This window comes from Rhodococcus sp. 2H158 (genome assembly GCF_053764755.1).
Window position 1 is genome coordinate 36,164 of record NZ_JBSNCE010000019.1, and the last position, 17,986, is coordinate 54,149.

Consider the following 17,986-nt stretch of genomic DNA (forward strand, 5'->3'; position numbering starts at 1 on the left):
CCGCCCCCACCCGGGGGCTCAGCCCTGGCGCAGGATGTAGCGCTGGATCTTGCCGCTGGGCGTCTTCGGCAGCCGGGGCACGAAGTGCACGGTCCGCGGGTAGGCGTGCGCCGCGAACTTGCGCTTGACCAGCTGCTGCAGCTCCGCCTCGAGCTCGTCGGTGCCGTCGACACCGTCGCGGAGCACCACGAACGCCTCGAGCACCTCACCGCGCAGCTGATCGGGCATGCCGACGACGGCGGCCTCGACGACGTGCTCGTGCATCACCAGCACGCTCTCGACGTCGAACGGGCCGATCCGGTAGCCCGCCATGATGATCACGTCGTCGTCGCGGGCCGAGAAATAGAAGAAGCCGTCCTCGTCGACCTGCCCGGCGTCGCCGGTGAGGTACCAGCGGCCGTCCTCGGTGAACCGCTGCGCGGTCTTCTCCGGGGCGTCCACGTAACCCGTGAACCACAGCAGGGGGCTGGCGTGGGTGTCGATCGCCACGCGCCCGGGCACGCCGGGGGCGGCGATCTCGTCGGAGTCGTCGGACAGCACGGCGCAGGACCAACCGGGCAGCGGCTTGCCCATCGACCCGGGCCGCACCTCCTCGCGCAGCCCGTCGGCCCACGCGTTGACGACGAACATGCCGTGCTCGGTCTGCCCGTAATGGTCGCGCACCACTGCGCCGAGGGTCTGCTCCGACCACGCCACGACGTCGGGCGTGAGCGGCTCGCCGGCCGAGGACGCGCGGCGCAGCGAGACCGACTCCGGCACGGGCGCCGAGTCCGCCCGCAGGCTGCGGTAGACGGTGGGCGCGGCCGCGAAGTTGGTGACACCGAACTTCTCCATCACCTGCCAGGTGAGGAGGGCGGAGAACCCGGCATGCAGCAGCAGGCTGCGCACTCCGGCGGCCAGCGGCGCGAGCAGCGCGTAGTAGAGCCCGTAGGCCCAGCCGGGATCGGCGGCGTTCCAGAACACGTCGTCCTCACGCACGTCGAGGCCGAAGTCCAGGTAGGCGTGGAACGACGCGAGTGCCCGCACCGGCACGGGCACGCCCTTCGGGGTGCCGGTGGTGCCGGAGGTGAACAGCTGCACGAGGCCGCCGTGCCCGCCGACGGCGACCGCCGCGCCGCGCGGATCGTCCGCGTCGTGCGAGGCCACCAGGTCGGCGAAGCTCACTCCGATGCCGGCGGCACCGCCCTCGGTGTGGCCTGCGACGACGATCTGCCAGGGCGCGTCGGCGGGGATGTCCTCGCCGGGCGCGAGCTTGCCGACCTGGTCGGCATCCGAGACCACGACCTTCGCGCCGCTGGCCTGCAGCCGGAAACCGATCGCCGGGGGTGCGAACGCGGTGAACAGCGGCACGTGCACGGCACCGCGGCGCCAGATGCCGAGCAGTGCCACGACCAGGTCCGCGGACTTGCCCATCAGGGTGGCGACGTGGTCGCCCGGCTCGACGCCGAGGTCGGCCAGGGCCGCGGCGAAGCGGGAGGACTGCTCGCGCAGGTAACCGAAGGTCAGATCGGTCGCGCTCAGGTCCGCCTCGACCACCGTGAACGCGACGGCGTCCGCGGGATGCCCGTCGCACAGCAGCTGTGCGGCACACGCGTCGGCGGTGTCGTAGCGGTCCAGCAGTTCCCGCACTCGTGCCTCCTGCTCGGAATGCGCACGCGCGGTGGTCTCGGTGGTCATCGAATCCGTCCTCTCGTGAAGCGCCCCGGGGTGAACGTCCCGAGGATCGATTCCTTTATGATCCAAGTCACAAGTACGTCCCGATACCCCCGGAAAGGGGTGACCGATGGCGCCGGCCGGCACCTCGCCTCTCCTCCGTCCCCGTGACAGCGACGCACTGCGCGGCGAGCTCCGCCGCACCGCGGCGGAGGCACTGATCCCCGTCGTGTTCGCCGGGGAGGTCCGCGACGGGAACCTGCACCTGACCGAGTTCTTCGGCACCCGCACGAACGGTCTCGAGGGGGTCGTGGTGCCGCCGCGGGCGGGCCTGGGCGGCCTCGTGGTGGACCGGGCCCGGCCGGCGACGGTGCCCGACTACGGCCGGTCGTCGTCGATCACCCACCACTTCGACCGGCCCGTGCTCAGCGAGGGGCTGCGGTCGATCCTTGCGGTGCCGGTGATGGTGGGAGGGGCGGCCCGCGCCGTCCTCTACGGCGCGATCCGTGAGTGCTCACCGCTCGGCGATCGCGCGGTGGGGGCGTTCGTGCAGGCGGCGCGCCGGCTCAGCAGCGAGATCGCCGTCCGGGACGAGGTGGACCGGCGGCTGGCGCTGCTCGGCTCCCTCGATCGGCCGTCCGAGAGCCCGGTCGCGGCGGCCCAGATCCGGGACGTGCACGCGGAACTGCGCGGCCTCGCCCAGTCCGTGGAGGACGCCGGCCTGCAGCGCAAGCTGCGGGCGCTGTCGGACCGGCTCGCCGGGGCGCTCGGCAGCCCGGCCCCGCAACCGACCGACGTGGTGCTCTCTCCGCGCGAGACCGACGTGCTCGCGCACGTGGCGCTGGGATGCACCAACGCCGAGATCGCCGACCGGCTGTCGGTCGGCCCGGAGACGGTCAAGAGCTACCTGCGCAGCGCGATGGGCAAGCTCGACGCCCACACCCGGCACGAGGCGGTGGTGTCCGCGCGGCGCCTGGGCCTGCTGCCCTGACCGCTACCCCCGCCCGGGCCGGTCAGTACCCCTCCGGCAGGGCCGCGAACATGTCGCGGGTGACGGCGACGGCGTTGTCGGAGCTGCCGCCGCGCACGACGAGCGTCGCGAAGGCCAGGTCGCCGCGGTAGCCGACGAACCACGCGTGGGAACCACCCTCGACCTCGGCCTCACCCGTCTTGCCGTACACCTCGCCCTGGTCGCGGATGCGGTCGGCGGTGCCGCTGGTGATCACCAGCCGCATCATGCCGCGCAGGCCGTCGATCATCTCCGGGGTGACGGGCGGCCGGTCGCCGGTGACGGCGGTCTCGCGTCCCTGCAACAGGTACGGCACGGGTGCGCTGCCGTGCGCGACGGTCGCGGCGGCCAGGGCCATCCCGAACGGGCTGACGACGACCTTGCCCTGACCGAAGCCGTCCTCGGCGCGCTGGACCAGGTCCTCGGCCGGCGGCACCGATCCGGAGAACGTGGGCATGCCCACCACCTCGTACTCGGGTCCGATGCCGAACTGCGCGGCCGCGACGGTGAGGGCGTCGGGCGCCATCTCGGAGGCGAGTTTGGCGAACGAGGTGTTGCACGAGCGCGCGAACGCCGTCGCCATCGGCACGGTGCCGACCGAGAATTCGTTGTAGTTGGGGACGCTGCGCTCGCCGATCGTGATCCGTCCCGGGCAGGCCACCATGGTGCCCGGCGTGGCGAGACCGCTGGAGATGGCGGCGCCCGAGGTGATGATCTTGAAGGTGGAGCCGGGAGGGTACTGCCCCGCCAGCGCGACCGGTCCGTCGCGGTCGGCCGCCTTGTTCTGCGCGACGGCGAGGACCGCGCCGGTGGACGCCTCGATCACCACCATCATCGCCTGTTCCGCGCGGGCGTCGACGGCGGCCTGCGCCGCCACCTGGATGGGACGGTCCAGGCTGATGGAGAACGACGGCGCCGGCTCGGGCGGGGTCTCGGTGAGCACACCGGTGTCGACGCCGTTCTGGTTGACGGCGACCACGCTCCACCCGGCCTTGCCGTCGACCTCGTCGATCACGGTCTTCTTGATCTGGCCGACCAGATCGGGGGCGAAGCTGCGGTCGGTGGAGACGAGGTCGGCCTGCTCGGTGATCGTGACGCCGGGAATCGCCGCGAGGGTGCCGGCGACGCGTTCGTAGTCCTCCTCACGCAGCCGCACGACCGAGTGGGCGCCGTCGGCGGCGGTCGCGGTCTCGGCGATCGACTGCGCGGTCAGCGACGGGTCGAACTGTGTCAGCGCCGCCGACAACGCCCGCGCCGCACCCCGGACGTCGCCGACCGCCGTGGCGTCGAAGCCGACACCGTAGACGATGCCCGGAACGAGCACGTCCGAGCCGGAATGCTCGTTGACGCGCGCGCGGGGGGCGGGATTGGTCCGCAGCTGCATCCGTTGCCGGTCGCCGAGCTGGGGATGCAGGTTCGACCGGGTCCAGCGAACCACCCAGTCGTTCCCGCTGCGGCCCATGTTCATCTCGCCGGAGTACCGCCACACGCGCTCACCGGGCAGACCCCACTCGTAGACGTAGGTGACCGTCGCGGTGTCCCCGTCGATCCGCACGCCGTCGGTGTCCACCGCCAGCGTCTCCGCCTGCAGTCCGGCCCACGTCTCCGCCAGCGCCTCCTCGGCCGGCTCGGGACGGTCGGTCAGGGCGGCGGCCGCGGCGAAGTCCCGGTCGGCGAAGTCGGTGAGGAACTCCTGTGCGGCGGGCTCGGGTCCGGCCGGCTTCGGGGTACACGCGACGACACCGCCGGCCAGCGCGACGGCGGCCACCAGGACCGCCCCGCGCCGCAGCAGTCGACGCGGTGCCGGGACGAGCGGGGCCGAGACGCGGGCGGATCGAGTTCTCATCGCCGTCATCGTAGGACCGGCGGCTGCTCGGATCGGGGAGGCGACACGGGCCGGGCGGAGCGGCCCCTCAGTCCAGCAGCACCGTGCAGAACGTCGCGACCTGACGGAAGCCGATGCGGGCGTAGGCCGCGCGGGCCCGGTGGTTGAAGCTGTTGACGTACAGGCTCGGCAGCCGCCCGCCGGCGGTGACGGCGGCGGCGACGGCCGCGGTGCCGGTCGAGCCGAGGCCGGCGTCGCGCCTGCCGGGGTCCACCCACACGCCCTGGATCTGCCCCACCGACGAGGACTGGGAGCCGATCTCGGCCTTGAACACGACCCGGCCGTGCTCGAAGCGGGCCCACGCCCGTCCGGTGGCGATCAGGCTCTGCACCCGGCGGCGGTAGCCCGAGCCCCCGTCGCCCGCGCACGGGTCGACGCCGACCTCCTCACGGAACATCGCGATCGCGGCCGGCATGTAGGCGTCGATCTCCTCCGGCCGCACGCGGCGCACCAGCGGGTCGGGGACGACGCACGGTTCCCGGTCGAGTACCAGCAGCGGCTGCTCGGCCCGCACCTCGCGCGCGGGACCCCATTCCGGCTGGAGGACCTCCCACATCGGCAACGCGAGTTCGGCACGGCCGACGAGCGACGAGCACAGGCGGGGGCCGCGGGCGGCGCGGTCCGCGAAGGCGTGCAGATCGTCGCGGTCGCCGAGCAGCGGAACGAGGTTCGCCCCCGAGAAGCACAACGAGTCGTCGGGTCCGCCCCGGCTCCACATGTCGCCGCCGACGGCGCGGGAATCGAGGCCGTACTCCTCGACCCGGCCGGCTACCATGCACGCCGCCACCGGATCGCGGGCCAGCACCCGCAACACGTGTGCGGTGTCACGGCCACCGAGAGACCGGACTCCCAGAAGCTTGAGCACGTCCCACCACCTGTCGACTGCGGATACGCAATCAGACTGCCAGAAGCCGGAGCCGCGCGGGAGTCCTGCGCCCGCCGAACCGGTTCAGCCGACGGAGACCACCGGGTTTCCGGTGCCGGCGTCACCCTCCATCTCCTCGGCGATGCGCATGGCCTCCTCGATCAGAGTCTCGACGATCTGGGCCTCGGGGACGGTCTTGATGACCTTGCCCTTGACGAAGATCTGGCCCTTGCCGTTGCCGGAGGCGACACCGAGGTCGGCCTCGCGGGCCTCACCGGGGCCGTTGACGACGCAGCCCATGACCGCGACCCGCAGGGGCACCTCCATGCCCTCGAGGCCGGCGGTGACCTCGTTGGCGAGGGTGTACACGTCGACCTGCGCCCGGCCGCACGACGGGCACGAGACGATCTCGAGCTTGCGGGGCCGCAGGTTCAGCGACTGCAGGATCTGGGTGCCGACCTTGATCTCCTCGGCCGGCGGCGCCGACAGCGACACCCGGATGGTGTCGCCGATGCCCTCGCTCAGCAGCGCACCGAACGCGACGGCCGACTTGATCGTGCCCTGGAAGGCGGGCCCGGCCTCGGTCACGCCCAGGTGCAGCGGGTAGTCGCACTGCGCGGCGAGCTGGCGGTAGGCCTCGACCATCACGACCGGGTCGTTGTGCTTGACCGAGATCTTGATGTCGCCGAAGCCGTGCTCCTCGAACAGGCTCGCCTCCCACAGCGCGGACTCGACGAGCGCCTCGGGCGTGGCCTTGCCGTACTTGCTCAGGATGCGCGGATCCAGCGAGCCGGCGTTGACGCCGATACGGATCGGGATGCCTGCGTCGCCGGCCGCCTTGGCGACCTCCTTGACACGGCCGTCGAACTCCTTGATGTTGCCGGGGTTGACGCGCACGGCGGCGCACCCGGCGTCGATGGCGGCGAAGATGTAGCGCGGCTGGAAGTGGATGTCCGCGATGACCGGGATCTGGCTCTTCTTCGCGATCGCGGCGAGCGCGTCGGCGTCCTCCTGCCGCGGGCACGCGACGCGGACGATGTCGCAACCGGACGCGGTGAGCTCGGCGATCTGCTGCAACGTCGCGTTGATGTCGTGCGTCTTGGTGGTGCACATCGACTGCACCGACACCGGGTGGTCGCTGCCCACGCCGACGTCGCCGACCATCAGCTGACGGGTCTTGCGCCGGGGCGCGAGGACGGCGGGGACTTCGGGCATGCCCAAACCGACGGGGCTGGTCACGTTTCGCCTTCTTTCGTAGCTACGCGGCAATTCTAGCGATGCGAGTCAGAACAGCTGGATGGGGTTGACGATGTCCGCGGTGAGTGTCAACAGCATGAACGCGCCGCCGATGAGGACGAACACGTAGGTGACGGGCAGCAGCTTCGTGTAGTCGACCGGACCCCCGACCGGCAGCCCGCGCAGCCCCCGGATCCAGTTGCGGACCTTCTCGTAGGCGACCACGGCGATGTGGCCACCGTCGAGCGGCAGCAGCGGGAGCAGGTTGAACATGCCCAGGAAGAAGTTCAGCTGCGCGAGCAGCAGGACGAACATCTGCCAGATGCCCCGCTCGGCGACCTGCCCACCGATGACGGACGCGCCGACGACGCTGATCGGGGTGTCGGGATCGCGTTCGCCGCCCGTCACCGACTCCCACAGCGCCCCCACCTTGCTCGGCAGGTCGGCGAGGGCCTGCGCGGTGAGGACGAACATGTCGCCGGTGAACCGCAGCGTGCCACCCACCGCGGTGAACGCGGTGTACTCGGTGACGGACGGCGGCGCAGCGACGCCGATTGCGCTGACGGTCTCCGAGGTGATCGCGCCCGTCTCGGGATCCTGCACCCAACGCTGGGCGGACTCGACCGGCACCGGGATCGTCAGCGTGCGGTCGTCGCGCTCGACGACGAAATCCACCGTCCCGGTCGCGGCGCGGGTGGCCTCGACCAGGTCCGCGAACGTCGCTACCTCGGTGCCGCCGACGGAGACCACGACGTCCCCGACCTCGAGGCCCGCGGCCGCGGCGGGACCCGGCCCGCTGCACGGCGCCAGCTCGTAGCCCCCGGCCTCACCGGCCTGAGTCGGTGCGACGCACGAGAGCTCCCCGATCTCCGCCGGGGTCTCCCCCAGACGGGGCAGACCCCACGCCACGGCGAGCCCGAAGATCAGCACCATGCCGAGGACGAAGTTCATCGCGATGCCGCCGGACATCACCACGACGCGCTTCCACGCCTTCTGCTTGTACATGGCGCGGTCGTGCTCGTCGGGGGCCAGTTCGTCGAGCGCCGTCATGCCCGCGATGTCGCAGAAGCCGCCCGCAGGGATCGCCTTGAGGCCGTACTCGGTCTCGCCGCGACGGAACGAGTACAGCCGCGGCCCGAACCCGATGTAATAACGCCGCACCTTCATCCCGAGGCGCTGCGCGGTCCACATGTGCCCGGCCTCGTGCAGGGCGATGGATACGGCGATGCCGAGGGCGAACAGCACGACGCCCAGAACGAACATCATCGGTGGCCGGTCCTCCTACTTCACGAGCGCGCGGGCTCGGTCCCGAGCCCAGCCGTCGGCGGCGAGCACATCTTCCACGGTAGCGGGTGCCGCGGACCAGTCGTCGGCGTCGGACAGGACCGCCGCCACCGTGCGCACGATCCCCGGGAACGGCAGGGCGCCGGCGAGGAATGCCTCCGCGGCCACCTCGTTGGCGGCGTTGTACACCGCGGTCAGGCATCCGCCGCCCACCCCGGCGGCCCGCGCCAGTTCGATCGCGGGGAACACCTCGTGCGCCACCGGTTCGAACTCCCAGGTCGAGGCGGTCGCGAAGTCGAGGGCCGGCGCCGCGTCCGCGATCCGGTGCGGCCAGCCCAGCGCGAGCGCGATGGGCAGCTTCATCGACGGCGGCGACGCCTGGGCCAGGGTGGAGCCGTCGGTGAAGGTGACCATCGAGTGCACGATCGACTGCGGGTGCACGGTGACGTCGATCCGGTCGTAACCGATGCCGAACAGCAGGTGCGTCTCGATCAGCTCCAGGCCCTTGTTCACCAGCGTCGCCGAGTTCAGGGTGTTCATCGGGCCCATCGACCAGGTGGGATGGGCGCCGGCCTGCTCGGGGGTGACCGACTCGAGCCGCTCGGCCGGCCAACCGCGGAACGGACCACCCGAGGCGGTGAGCACGAGCCGGGCCACCTCGTCGGGGCTGCCGCCGCGCAGGCACTGGGCCAGCGCCGAGTGCTCCGAGTCGACGGGCACGATCTGGCCCGGGGCCGCGGCCGCGGTGACCAGCGCGCCGCCGGCGACGAGCGACTCCTTGTTGGCCAGCGCCAGGCGCGCGCCCGTCGCCAGTGCGGCCAGCGTCGGCTCCAGGCCGAGGGACCCGACGAGGGCGTTGAGCACTACGTCGGCCTCGACGTCGCGCACCAGCCGCGTGACCGCGTCGGGCCCGCTGCGCACCTGCAGACCCGGGACGTCGAGCCGCGCGGCGGCCTGCGCGTTCGCGACGGCCACCTCGGCGACACCGGTGACGCGGATCTGCTCGGCGAGCAGATCGATGTTGCCGCCCCCGGCGGCGAGACCGACCACCTCGAACCGGTCGGGGTTGGCGGCGATCACCTCGAGGGCCTGGGTGCCGATGGAGCCGGTGCTGCCGAGCAGCAGGACACGGGTGCGGGAGCTGGGTTGCGAGTCGACCACGCCGACATTGTCCCCGACCGTCCTGAGGGGATGCTGAATCACCCGTCCGGCGCGCGCGAGAGCGCCCCCACTTCGTACGACGGACGGTCGTATGTCACGATTGGCCCAACAGCGAAGATCTTTGCGAGCAGGAGGACAAGCGGTGGCCGGTACCGAGTTGAAGACCACTGGCGTCGACACGGCCGAGGTGCCGTCGGCGGAGTGGGGTTGGAGTGGCGAAGCCCCCCGCCTGTTCCGCGTCATGGGCTGGCTCGTCGCACTGTTCCTGCTGGCGATGATCATCGGCAACCACAACGGCAACGTCGAGAACTGGTTCCTGATCGGCTTCGCCGCGGCGCTCGTCGCCATCCTGGTGCGCGACATCGTCCAGCGCCGGCGCCGGCGGTAGCCGCACCACCTGCAGCAGCGTCGAAGGGCCCGTCCGGACGAACCGGTCGGGCCCTTCGCGTCCCGCGGGGTGGCGCTCAGTTCTCGGCGGCGAGCTGACCGCACGCGGCCGCGATCTCCTGCCCCCGGGTGTCCCGCACGGTGCATGAGACCCCCTGCGCCTGGACGCGACGGACGAATTCGCGCTCGACCGGCTTCGGGCTGGCGTCCCATTCGCTGCCCGGCGTCGGATTGAGCGGGATCAGGTTCACGTGCACCAGCGGGCCGAGCGCCTTGTGCAGCTTCTTGCCCAGCATGTCCGCCCGCCACGGCTGGTCGTTGACGTCGCGGATCAGGGCGTACTCGACGGAGACGCGGCGACCGGTCCGGTCGGCGTAGTAGCGCGCGGCGTCGAGCACCTCGGCGACGGGCCAGCGGTTGTTGACCGGCACCAGCGTGTCGCGCAGTTCGTCGTCCGGGGTGTGCAGCGACACGGCGAGGGTCACGCTCAGATCCTCGTCGGCCAGCCGGCGGATGGCCGGAGCGAGGCCGACGGTGGAGACGGTGACCGACCGCTGCGACAGGCCCAGTCCCTCCGGGGGCGGCGCGGTGATGCGCCGCACGGCGGCCACCACACGCTTGTAGTTCGCCAGCGGCTCCCCCATGCCCATGAACACCACGTTGGACAGCCGGCCCGGTCCCCCGGCGACGTCACCGTCGCGCAGGGCCGCGGCCGCGGCGCGCACCTGATCGACGATCTCGGCGGTCGACAGGTTCCGGTTCAGGCCGCCCTGGCCCGTCGCGCAGAACGGGCAGGCCATACCGCAGCCGGCCTGGCTCGAGATGCACAGCGTGGCACGGTCGGGGTAGCGCATGAGCACGCTCTCGAGGAGGGTGCCGTCCCCGGCGCGCCACAGCGTCTTGCGGGTCTCGCCGCCGTCGCAGGCCACGTGCTTGACCGGGGTCAGCAACGCGGGAAAGAACGCGGCTCCGACCTGCTCGCGCACCTTCGCCGGCAGATCCGTCATCTTCTCCGGATCGGCTTCGAGGCGCCCGTAGTAGTGCCGGGCCAACTGATCGGCGCGGAAGGCCGGCAGGCCGAGTTCGCGCACGGCCTCGCGGCGCTGCTCGGCATCGAGATCGGCGAGGTGGCGCGGCGGCATGCCGCGTTTGGGCGCGTCGAAAACCAGGGGAAGAGAGGAGGGCATAATGAACCATTATCCATCAGGGCGGCAACGCCGGTTTTCCTCGCCGAATGCGGTGTGCACCGGCGGCCGGAGCGAGATGATCGAGCCATGACCGAACGCCCTGCGGATCTCCCCGAACCGCCACCGGCCCTTCCAGTCCGGGGTCAGCTCGAGCCTCAGGGGGCGACGAAGGCCACGCCCGAGTCCAACGTCCGCCCGGCACCGGAGATTCCCCTCGACCGCAGCCGGGCGGCCTCCACGTGGACCGGCCTGGTCATCGGTGTCCTGGTGCTGATCCTGTTGCTCGTGTTCATCCTGCAGAACCTCGACCCGGTCACCATGGAAATGTTCGCGTGGGAGTTCACCCTGCCGCTCGGGGTGAGCCTGCTCCTGTCGGCCATCGCCGGGGCCCTCGTCATGGCACTGGCGGGCGGCGTGCGGATCCTGCAGATCAAACGCGCGGCGAAGCGGCGGTAACACCGCCCCGCCCAGCGGCGGGGTGACGAACACAACGCACCCAATTTCCCCAAGGCGGCAACAACAGGGCACCCTGGAGACAAGACCTTTACCCGAGGAGCCTGACGTGACCGCCCACCTGGATGCCCCCGCCTCCGCCACCGTCGCACCCGAGCTCGCCCGATCCTGGCTGCTCGTTCCGGGCAACGCCCCGGAGCGGTTCGCCGCGGCCGCCGCATCCCCGGCCGACGCCGTGATCCTCGACCTCGAGGACGCCGTACCGGCGGCCGGGAAGGCCGCCGCACGCGATGACGTCGTCGAGTGGCTGCGCGGTGGTGGCCGTGCCTGGGTGCGGATCAACGACGCCACCACTGTGCACTGGTCCGACGATCTCTCCGCGCTCGCCGGGGTGCCCGGCCTGCAGGGCGTGATGCTCGCCAAGGCCGAGAGCGGCCAGCAGGTCGACGCCACGGCCGCTCAGCTGCCGGCCGGCACCCGCATCCTCGTGCTCATCGAATCGGCGGTGGGCCTCGAGGCCACACCCGAGATCGCCCGTGCCGACGGTACGTTCCGGCTGGCGTTCGGCAGCGGCGACTTCCGCCGCGACACCGGGATGGACGACTCCCCCCTCGCCATGGCCTACCCGCGTTCCCGCCTGGTGGTGTCGAGCCGGGCGGCTCGCCTGCCCGGTCCCGTCGACGGTCCGTCGCTGACCGACGACCCCGAGGTTCTCGAGCGGGAGGCGAAGCTGACCGCCTCGATGGGAATGACCGGGAAGCTGTGCATGACTCCGGGCCGGGCGCCGTTCGTCAACGCCGCCCTCAGCCCCAGCTCCGACGAGGTCGGCTGGGCACGCGAGGTGATCGACACGCTCGGCGAGGACGGCCGCGGGGTGCGCGACGGCAGCGACCTGCCCCGCCTGGCCAAGGCGAAGAGGATCAGCGAACTTGCGCGGGTGTTCCGCATCCGCGGCACCCACCACCACCGCTAGGTCCGCGGCACGCGCCGCACGCTCAGGGAATCTCCAGGCCCCGGGGCTTGCGGCGCACGTGCAGCCGGTAGCGCACCGTGAGGGTGGTGCCCGGTGTGCCGAGCACCGCTCGCTCGGCGACGCGCGGGCCGAACTCGATGCCGAGTACGCGCTCGAGGGTGACACGGTCCGGGAAACGCCATTCGGTGTCGATCCGGCGCAGGTCGAAGCCCTGGGCGGCGAAGAACGCCTCCACCGCCGCCGGGTCATAGTGCGGCAGGTCCGCCCGCATCCATTCGCCGTACGGATGGGCGGTCGCGTCGAGGTCGACGATCGCGAGCGCACCGCCGGGCCGCAGCACCCGCATGGCCTCGGCGATGCCCGCCCCGCACCCGGGCCCGAAGAAGTAGGCGGTGCGCGCGTGCACGACGTCGACGGTTCCGTCCGGAAGCGGCAACTGCTCGGCCGAACCGGCCTCCACCCGGACGCCCGGCTGGTCCCGCACACGTCGGCGGGCCAGCTCCACCAGCGGCGGGTGCGGTTCGATGCCGGTCACGGTGCGCGCGGTGGCGGCGAACATCGGCAGGTGGAAGCCGGTGCCGCAGCCCACGTCGAGGACGTCGCGACCGGCCCAGTCGCACGCCTCGCGCAGCGCCGCGTACACGACGCCGTGGACGTCCTGAGCGCGGTTCTCTTCCTCGTAGACCTCCGGCCAGTGCCAGATGTTGGGGCTGGGGACCACCCCGTGCGCGTCGGACCGCTGTCTCCTCGCCACCGGCCTAGACGAAGGCGCCGAGGACGAGCCAGGTGACGAACGCGGACGGCAGGATGGAGTCCAGCCGGTCCATGATGCCGCCGTGGCCGGGCAGCAGGGTGCCCATGTCCTTGATGCCGAGGTCCCGCTTGACCTGCGACTCGATCAGGTCGCTCGCCGTGGCCGTGGCGGCGAGCACGACGCCGAGGAGCGCACCGATCCACCAGGCGGCGTCGAGCAGCAGGGTCACCGTGAGGATTCCGGCGACGGTGCAGGCGAGGACCGAGCCACCGAAACCCTCCCACGACTTCTTCGGGCTGATCGCGGGCGCCATCGGGTGCTTGCCGAACAGCACCCCCGCCGCGTACCCGCCGATGTCGGACGCGACGCACACGATCATCAGGCAGAACACGCGTGCGGCGCCGTTGTCGTCGAGGACCATCAGCGTCGCGAACGACGCGAGGAACGGCACCCACGCCGCGGTGAAGACGGTGACCGCGGTGTCGCGCAGATAGTTGCGGGGCCGGCCGCGCAGTCCACGGTCGAACAACCGCCACAGCATCGACACGACCGTGGTGCCGGCGAAGGCGCCGAGCACACCGGTGGTGCCGTAGGGCCAGCCGAGCCAGATCATCGCCTGCCCCCCGACCAGGAGCGGGATCCGGGGAACCAGGACGTCCGCTTCACGCAGGCGCTTGGTGACCTCCCACGTGGCGATCGCGATGGCCACCGCGACGACGAGGAGCCACGCCTTGGGGGCGAACGCGAGCACCACGATGACGAGGGCGCCGAGACCGGCGCCTACGCCCACGGCCGCGGGCAGGTTCCGGCCCGCCCGTGAGGACTTCTTCGCCGGCTCCCCGGTGGGGGTGGGATCGGGCCGCACCGGCGGGACCTCGGTGTCCGCTTTCGCGGCCTCGGTGTCCGCCTTCGCGGCCTCGGCCGCCGAGTCGGCGTCGGTGACGCCCAAGGGGAGCTGCGGGTCGGACGACCCGGCGGCTGTACCCACGGTTAAACCTCCAGCAGCTCGGCTTCCTTGTGCTTGACCAGCTCGTCGATCTGTGCCACGTACTTCGCCGTGGTCTTGTCGAGCTCCTTCTCCGCGCGGGTGACGTCGTCCTCGCCGGCCTCGCCGTCCTTCTGGATGCGGTGCAGCTCCTCCATCGCCTTGCGTCGCACGTTGCGCACGGACACCTTGGCGTCCTCGCCCTTGGCCTTGGCCTGCTTGACCAGCTCGCGGCGGCGTTCCTCGGTGAGCTGCGGGATGGAGATACGGATCAGGGACCCGTCGTTGGTCGGATTGACGCCCAGGTCGGAGTTGCGGATCGCCGTCTCGATCGGACCGAGCTGCGATGCCTCGTACGGCTTGACGACCACCATGCGCGCCTCGGCGACGTTGATGCTGGCCATCTGCGTGACCGGGGTGGGCGCGCCGTAGTAGTCGACGACGATCCTGGAGAACATGCCGGGGTTCGCGCGGCCGGTGCGGATGGATCCGAGATCGTCCTTGGCCACCGTGACGGCCTTCTCCATCTTCTCCTCGGCCTCGAAGAGAGCTTCATCGATCACGGCAGTTCCTCCATGTTCCGTTGTCCGTTCATGACCGTACGAGTGTTCCGATCTTCTCACCGGCGACGGCCCGAGCGATATTCCCCTCGGTGAGCAGGTTGAAGACCATGATCGGCATGTCGTTGTCCATGCAGAGGCTGAAGGCGGTCGCGTCCGCCACCTTGAGCCCCTTCTCGATGACCTCGCGGTGGGTGATCTCGGTGAACAGGGTCGCGTCGGGGTCGATCCGCGGATCGGCCGAGTAGACACCGTCGACGGCCTTGGCCATCAGGACCACCTCGGCGCCGATCTCGAGGGCGCGCTGCGCGGCGGTGGTGTCGGTGGAGAAGTAGGGCATGCCCATGCCGGCGCCGAAGATCACCACGCGGCCCTTCTCGAGGTGCCGGCGGGCCCGCAGCGGCAGGTACGGCTCGGCGACCTGCCCCATCGTGATGGCGGTCTGGACCCGGGTGTCCACGCCCTGCTTCTCCAGGAAGTCCTGCAGCGCAAGAGAGTTCATCACCGTGCCGAGCATGCCCATGTAGTCGGAGCGGGCGCGGTCGAGGCCGCGCTGCTGCAGTTCCGCGCCGCGGAAGAAGTTGCCGCCGCCGATGACCACCGCCACCTCCACCCCGGAGCGGACGACCTCGGCGATCTCCTCGGCCACGGTCGTCACCACGTCCGGGTCGAGACCGACCTTGCCGCCGCCGAACATCTCCCCACCGAGCTTGAGCAGCACCCGACGGAAACCGGGACGTTCCTGGGCGTGTTCGGACATGGTTCTCCTCGGGTCGAGCGGTGGATCGGCCCTTTCATCCTGCCTCATCCGACCCCGTGGAACCGAGACGGGGGCGCGAGTGTCCGATCGGCCCGGATATCGAGCCGCCGACGCGCCTCGACCCCGCCGGCGAGCGCCGACGGGGTCGAGGAAACGAGAGATCTAGCTGGCGCCGACCTCGAAACGCACGAAGCGCGAGACGGTGGCACCGGCCTCGTCGAGCAGCGCCTTGACGGTCTTCTTCGAGTCCGTCACCGAGGCCTGCTCGAGCAGCACGACGTCCTTGAAGAAGCCGTTGAGACGACCCTCGACGATCTTCGGCAGAGCGGCCTCCGGCTTGCCCTCGTTCTTGGCGGTCTCCTCCGCGATGCGGCGCTCGTTCTCGACCGTGTCGGCCGGGACCTCGTCGCGGGTGAGGTACTTCGCCTTCAGCGCGGCGACCTGCATCGCGGCGGCGCGGGCGGCCTCGGCGGCGGCGTCGCCCTCACCGGAGTACTCGACGAGCACGCCGACGGCCGGCGGCAGGTCGGACGCCCGCTTGTGCAGGTACACCGCGACGGGGCCGTCGAAGACGGCGAGGCGGCGCAGTTCGAGCTTCTCGCCGATCTTGGCGGAGAGCTCCTGCACCAGGGTGTCGACGGTCTTGCCGTCCACCTCGACGGCCTTGAGGGCCTCGAGGTCGGCGGGCTTGGCCTCGGCCGCAGCGGTGACGATCTTCTCGGCGAGAGCCTGGAACTCGTCGTTCTTGGCGACGAAGTCGGTCTCGGAGTTGAGCTCGATGAGCACGCCGTTCTTCGCGGCGACCAGGCCCTCGGCGGTGGAGCGCTCGGCGCGCTTGCCCACGTCCTTGGCGCCCTTGATGCGCAGCTGCTCGACGGCCTTGTCGAAGTCGCCGTCGTTGTCGGCGAGCGCGTTCTTGCACGCCAGCATTCCGGAGCCGGTGAGCTCACGCAGACGCTTGACGTCGGCGGCGGTGTAGTTCGCCATGGGAAGCGAGCCTCCTGTGTCTGTTGTGCGCGATGGGTGCTCGCGCGGGAGTTTCCTCTGATGCGGCTCGGTCGCGTGCGTGTGCACTGATGCGGCGCGGTCGCGTGCGACGGCCCCGACCATGATCTCAGGATCTACCGGTCGGGGCCGCGCATCGGATCAGGCTTCGGCGGAGGGCGCCGCGTCGGCGGCGGGAACCTCGGCCTCGGCGGCCGGAGCCTCGGCCTCGGCGGCGGGGGTGGCCTGCGCGAGCAGCTCCTGCTCCCACTCGGCGAGCGGCTCGCCGGCGCCGGACTCCGGCTTGGCGTCCTTGTCGGCGCTCTGGCCGGCGCGGGCCTGCACGCCCTCGGCGACGGCGGAGGCGACGACCTTGGTCAGCAGCGCGGCCGAACGGATCGCGTCGTCGTTGCCCGGGATCGGGTAGTCGACGACGTCGGGATCGCAGTTGGTGTCGAGGATCGCGACGACCGGGATGTTCAGCTTGCGGGCCTCGCCGACGGCGATGTGCTCCTTGTTGGTGTCGACGACCCAGATCGCCGACGGCACCTTGGCCATGTCGCGGATGCCGCCGAGGGTGCGCTCGAGCTTGGTCTTCTCACGCGTGAGCATGAGAATTTCCTTCTTGGTGCGACCCTCGAAGCCACCGGTCTGCTCCATCGACTCCAGCTCCTTCAGGCGCTGCAGGCGCTTGTGGACGGTGGAGAAGTTGGTGAGCATGCCGCCGAGCCAGCGCTGGTTCACGTAGGGCATCCCGACCCGGGTGGCCTCTTCCGCGATGGACTCCTGCGCCTGCTTCTTGGTGCCGACGAACAGCACGGTGCCACCGTGGGCGACCGTCTCCTTGATGAACTCGTACGCCTTGTCGATGTACGTCAGGGTCTGCTGCAGGTCGATGATGTAGATGCCGTTGCGGTCGGTGAAGATGAACCGCTTCATCTTCGGGTTCCAGCGACGGGTCTGGTGGCCGAAGTGGGCGCCGCTGTCGAGCAGCTGCTTCATTGTTACGACAGCCATGGCTGTTCTCTCTTTCGGTTCGGTTGCCGCGGGAGATCGGGTGATCCCCGCCCTGGCGTCCGCATGCCCGTCGGACCCTTGCGGGACCGGCCGACGGCCATTTTCCGATGGCGCCCGGAACACCGGGCGGCGATCAGCGCGCGGACGCGCGAAGTCGATCTGCGAACACAGACCGCTCGAACAGTGTACGGCCTTGCACCGCGGGAACCACAACTGCCTGATCAGCAGGCCGGTTCGGCCGATCTGTGGATGGATCGGGTGGTTGTCCACAATGTCGACGAGGCCCTGTCGCACGCCGGCGCCGCCCGGCACGCTGGGCGGATGAAGATCGCCGGGATCGCCATCCTGACCGCGCTCACCGCGCTCGCGGGTTCGGTTCCCGCCGCGGCCGCCGCCCGCGAGTTCGGTTGGCCGCTGCATCCACGGCCGACCGTGGCCCGCCCCTTCGACGGTCCCGAGCACGACTGGCTTCCCGGACACCGCGGCGCCGACCTCACCGGCCGGCCCGGTCAGCCGGTGCTCGCCGCCGGCGCCGGGGTGGTGGTGTTCGCCGGGACCGTCGCCGGCAAACCCGTCGTCTCGGTGGAGCACGCCGGCGGGCTGCGCACCACCTACGAGCCGGTGACCGCGACGGTGACGGCCGGCCGGCGCGTGGAACGGGGTGATCCGCTCGGCACCCTCGAGCCGGGCCACGAGGGCTGCGCCGCCGCGGCATGCCTGCACTGGGGACTGCGCCGGGACCGCGACGACTACCTCGACCCCGTGCCGCTCGTGCGGTCGGTGATCCGTCTCGAGCCGGTTTCCCGTAGGCCACGGCTCCGCACCGCTACGCG

Annotated in this window: 17 protein-coding genes and 1 pseudogene; 5 read left to right on the top strand and 13 right to left on the bottom strand. The window is 71.2% G+C overall.

The annotated features are described in order from the left end of the window. Positions 1-18 precede the first annotated feature (18 nt). A complete protein-coding gene (locus ACWPOB_RS18925) occupies positions 19-1,677 on the bottom strand; it encodes an AMP-binding protein (RefSeq protein WP_455401773.1) in 1,659 nt (552 codons plus the stop codon). Between the two features lie 106 nt (positions 1,678-1,783). Between ACWPOB_RS18925 and ACWPOB_RS18930 the strand changes: the two genes are divergently transcribed. Then, positions 1,784-2,644 (top strand): LuxR C-terminal-related transcriptional regulator, encoded by an 861-nt coding sequence (locus ACWPOB_RS18930; RefSeq protein ID WP_455401774.1) that lies wholly within the window; start codon positions 1,784-1,786, stop codon positions 2,642-2,644. Between the two features lie 22 nt (positions 2,645-2,666). On the opposite strand, the gene ACWPOB_RS18935 is transcribed toward ACWPOB_RS18930, so the two are convergent. The 5 genes from ACWPOB_RS18935 to dxr all read right to left on the bottom strand — a co-directional run bounded on the left by ACWPOB_RS18935 (position 2,667) and on the right by dxr (position 9,093). After that, the gene (locus ACWPOB_RS18935; RefSeq protein ID WP_100056795.1) at positions 2,667-4,508 is read right to left on the bottom strand and encodes a penicillin-binding transpeptidase domain-containing protein; all 1,842 of its coding nucleotides are present in this window, start codon (positions 4,506-4,508) and stop codon (positions 2,667-2,669) included. Positions 4,509-4,575: 67 nt separating this feature from the next. After that, complete coding sequence (locus tag ACWPOB_RS18940; protein WP_455401775.1) at positions 4,576-5,412, bottom strand: GNAT family N-acetyltransferase; 837 nt, start codon at positions 5,410-5,412, stop codon at positions 4,576-4,578. Positions 5,413-5,496: 84 nt separating this feature from the next. Continuing rightward, positions 5,497-6,651, bottom strand: a complete 1,155-nt coding sequence (gene ispG / locus ACWPOB_RS18945) for a flavodoxin-dependent (E)-4-hydroxy-3-methylbut-2-enyl-diphosphate synthase (protein ID WP_455401776.1) — start codon at positions 6,649-6,651, stop codon at positions 5,497-5,499. A 45-nt stretch (positions 6,652-6,696) separates the two neighbouring features. Further along, entirely contained in the window at positions 6,697-7,914 is a 1,218-nt protein-coding gene (locus ACWPOB_RS18950; RefSeq protein ID WP_100056786.1) for a M50 family metallopeptidase, read from the bottom strand. Between the two features lie 15 nt (positions 7,915-7,929). Further along, on the bottom strand, positions 7,930-9,093 hold the full coding sequence (gene dxr, locus ACWPOB_RS18955) for a 1-deoxy-D-xylulose-5-phosphate reductoisomerase (protein ID WP_065923488.1): 1,164 nt from the start codon (positions 9,091-9,093) through the stop codon (positions 7,930-7,932). A gap of 142 nt (positions 9,094-9,235) precedes the next feature. Between dxr and ACWPOB_RS18960 the strand changes: the two genes are divergently transcribed. Beyond that, positions 9,236-9,481 carry a DUF2631 domain-containing protein gene (locus tag ACWPOB_RS18960; protein ID WP_006937434.1) on the top strand — a complete coding sequence of 82 codons (246 nt, stop codon included), beginning with the start codon at positions 9,236-9,238 and terminating at the stop codon, positions 9,479-9,481. A gap of 76 nt (positions 9,482-9,557) precedes the next feature. Here the strand turns inward: ACWPOB_RS18960 and rlmN are convergent, their stop codons facing one another. After that, positions 9,558-10,667 (bottom strand): 23S rRNA (adenine(2503)-C(2))-methyltransferase RlmN, encoded by a 1,110-nt coding sequence (gene rlmN, locus ACWPOB_RS18965; RefSeq protein ID WP_065922642.1) that lies wholly within the window; start codon positions 10,665-10,667, stop codon positions 9,558-9,560. An 87-nt stretch (positions 10,668-10,754) separates the two neighbouring features. Here rlmN and ACWPOB_RS18970 point away from each other — a divergent pair, with 87 nt between their 5' ends. Together ACWPOB_RS18970 and ACWPOB_RS18975 are read left to right on the top strand one after the other, a co-directional pair. Beyond that, positions 10,755-11,123, top strand: coding sequence for a LapA family protein (locus tag ACWPOB_RS18970; RefSeq protein WP_100056788.1), 369 nt, complete (start codon positions 10,755-10,757; stop codon positions 11,121-11,123). 106 nt (positions 11,124-11,229) lie between these two features. Then, the gene (locus ACWPOB_RS18975) at positions 11,230-12,093 is read left to right on the top strand and encodes an HpcH/HpaI aldolase/citrate lyase family protein (protein WP_100056789.1); all 864 of its coding nucleotides are present in this window, start codon (positions 11,230-11,232) and stop codon (positions 12,091-12,093) included. A 22-nt stretch (positions 12,094-12,115) separates the two neighbouring features. On the opposite strand, the gene ACWPOB_RS18980 is transcribed toward ACWPOB_RS18975, so the two are convergent. From ACWPOB_RS18980 to rpsB, 6 genes are all read right to left on the bottom strand, one after another. After that, complete coding sequence (locus tag ACWPOB_RS18980) at positions 12,116-12,814, bottom strand: class I SAM-dependent methyltransferase (RefSeq protein ID WP_100056790.1); 699 nt, start codon at positions 12,812-12,814, stop codon at positions 12,116-12,118. 37 nt (positions 12,815-12,851) lie between these two features. Further along, positions 12,852-13,835, bottom strand: coding sequence for a phosphatidate cytidylyltransferase (locus tag ACWPOB_RS18985; RefSeq protein ID WP_455401777.1), 984 nt, complete (start codon positions 13,833-13,835; stop codon positions 12,852-12,854). A gap of 2 nt (positions 13,836-13,837) precedes the next feature. Further along, the gene (gene frr / locus ACWPOB_RS18990) at positions 13,838-14,395 is read right to left on the bottom strand and encodes a ribosome recycling factor (protein WP_100056791.1); all 558 of its coding nucleotides are present in this window, start codon (positions 14,393-14,395) and stop codon (positions 13,838-13,840) included. Positions 14,396-14,423: 28 nt separating this feature from the next. Further along, on the bottom strand, positions 14,424-15,152 hold the full coding sequence (pyrH, locus tag ACWPOB_RS18995; RefSeq protein WP_006937445.1) for a UMP kinase: 729 nt from the start codon (positions 15,150-15,152) through the stop codon (positions 14,424-14,426). Positions 15,153-15,314: 162 nt separating this feature from the next. Continuing rightward, positions 15,315-16,139, bottom strand: coding sequence for a translation elongation factor Ts (tsf, locus tag ACWPOB_RS19000; protein WP_006937446.1), 825 nt, complete (start codon positions 16,137-16,139; stop codon positions 15,315-15,317). Positions 16,140-16,298: 159 nt separating this feature from the next. Further along, positions 16,299-17,153 (bottom strand): 30S ribosomal protein S2, encoded by an 855-nt coding sequence (rpsB, locus tag ACWPOB_RS19005; protein ID WP_100056792.1) that lies wholly within the window; start codon positions 17,151-17,153, stop codon positions 16,299-16,301. 321 nt (positions 17,154-17,474) lie between these two features. Between rpsB and ACWPOB_RS19010 the strand changes: the two are divergent. Next, positions 17,475-17,954 (top strand): annotated as a pseudogene (locus ACWPOB_RS19010) (M23 family metallopeptidase); the annotation flags it as partial. Positions 17,955-17,986: the final 32 nt, after the last annotated feature.

Coding starts and splice junctions, on each gene's coding strand:
- ACWPOB_RS18935 (WP_100056795.1), bottom strand. CDS start 4,508: ATGAGAACTCGATCCGCCCGCGTCTCGGCCCCGCTCGTCCCGGCACCG.
- ACWPOB_RS18950 (WP_100056786.1), bottom strand. CDS start 7,914: ATGATGTTCGTTCTGGGCGTCGTGCTGTTCGCCCTCGGCATCGCCGTA.
- ACWPOB_RS18930 (WP_455401774.1), top strand. CDS start 1,784: ATGGCGCCGGCCGGCACCTCGCCTCTCCTCCGTCCCCGTGACAGCGAC.
- rpsB (WP_100056792.1), bottom strand. CDS start 17,153: ATGGCTGTCGTAACAATGAAGCAGCTGCTCGACAGCGGCGCCCACTTC.
- ACWPOB_RS18970 (WP_100056788.1), top strand. CDS start 10,755: ATGACCGAACGCCCTGCGGATCTCCCCGAACCGCCACCGGCCCTTCCA.
- tsf (WP_006937446.1), bottom strand. CDS start 16,139: ATGGCGAACTACACCGCCGCCGACGTCAAGCGTCTGCGTGAGCTCACC.
- pyrH (WP_006937445.1), bottom strand. CDS start 15,152: ATGTCCGAACACGCCCAGGAACGTCCCGGTTTCCGTCGGGTGCTGCTC.
- ACWPOB_RS18925 (WP_455401773.1), bottom strand. CDS start 1,677: ATGACCACCGAGACCACCGCGCGTGCGCATTCCGAGCAGGAGGCACGA.
- rlmN (WP_065922642.1), bottom strand. CDS start 10,667: ATGCCCTCCTCTCTTCCCCTGGTTTTCGACGCGCCCAAACGCGGCATG.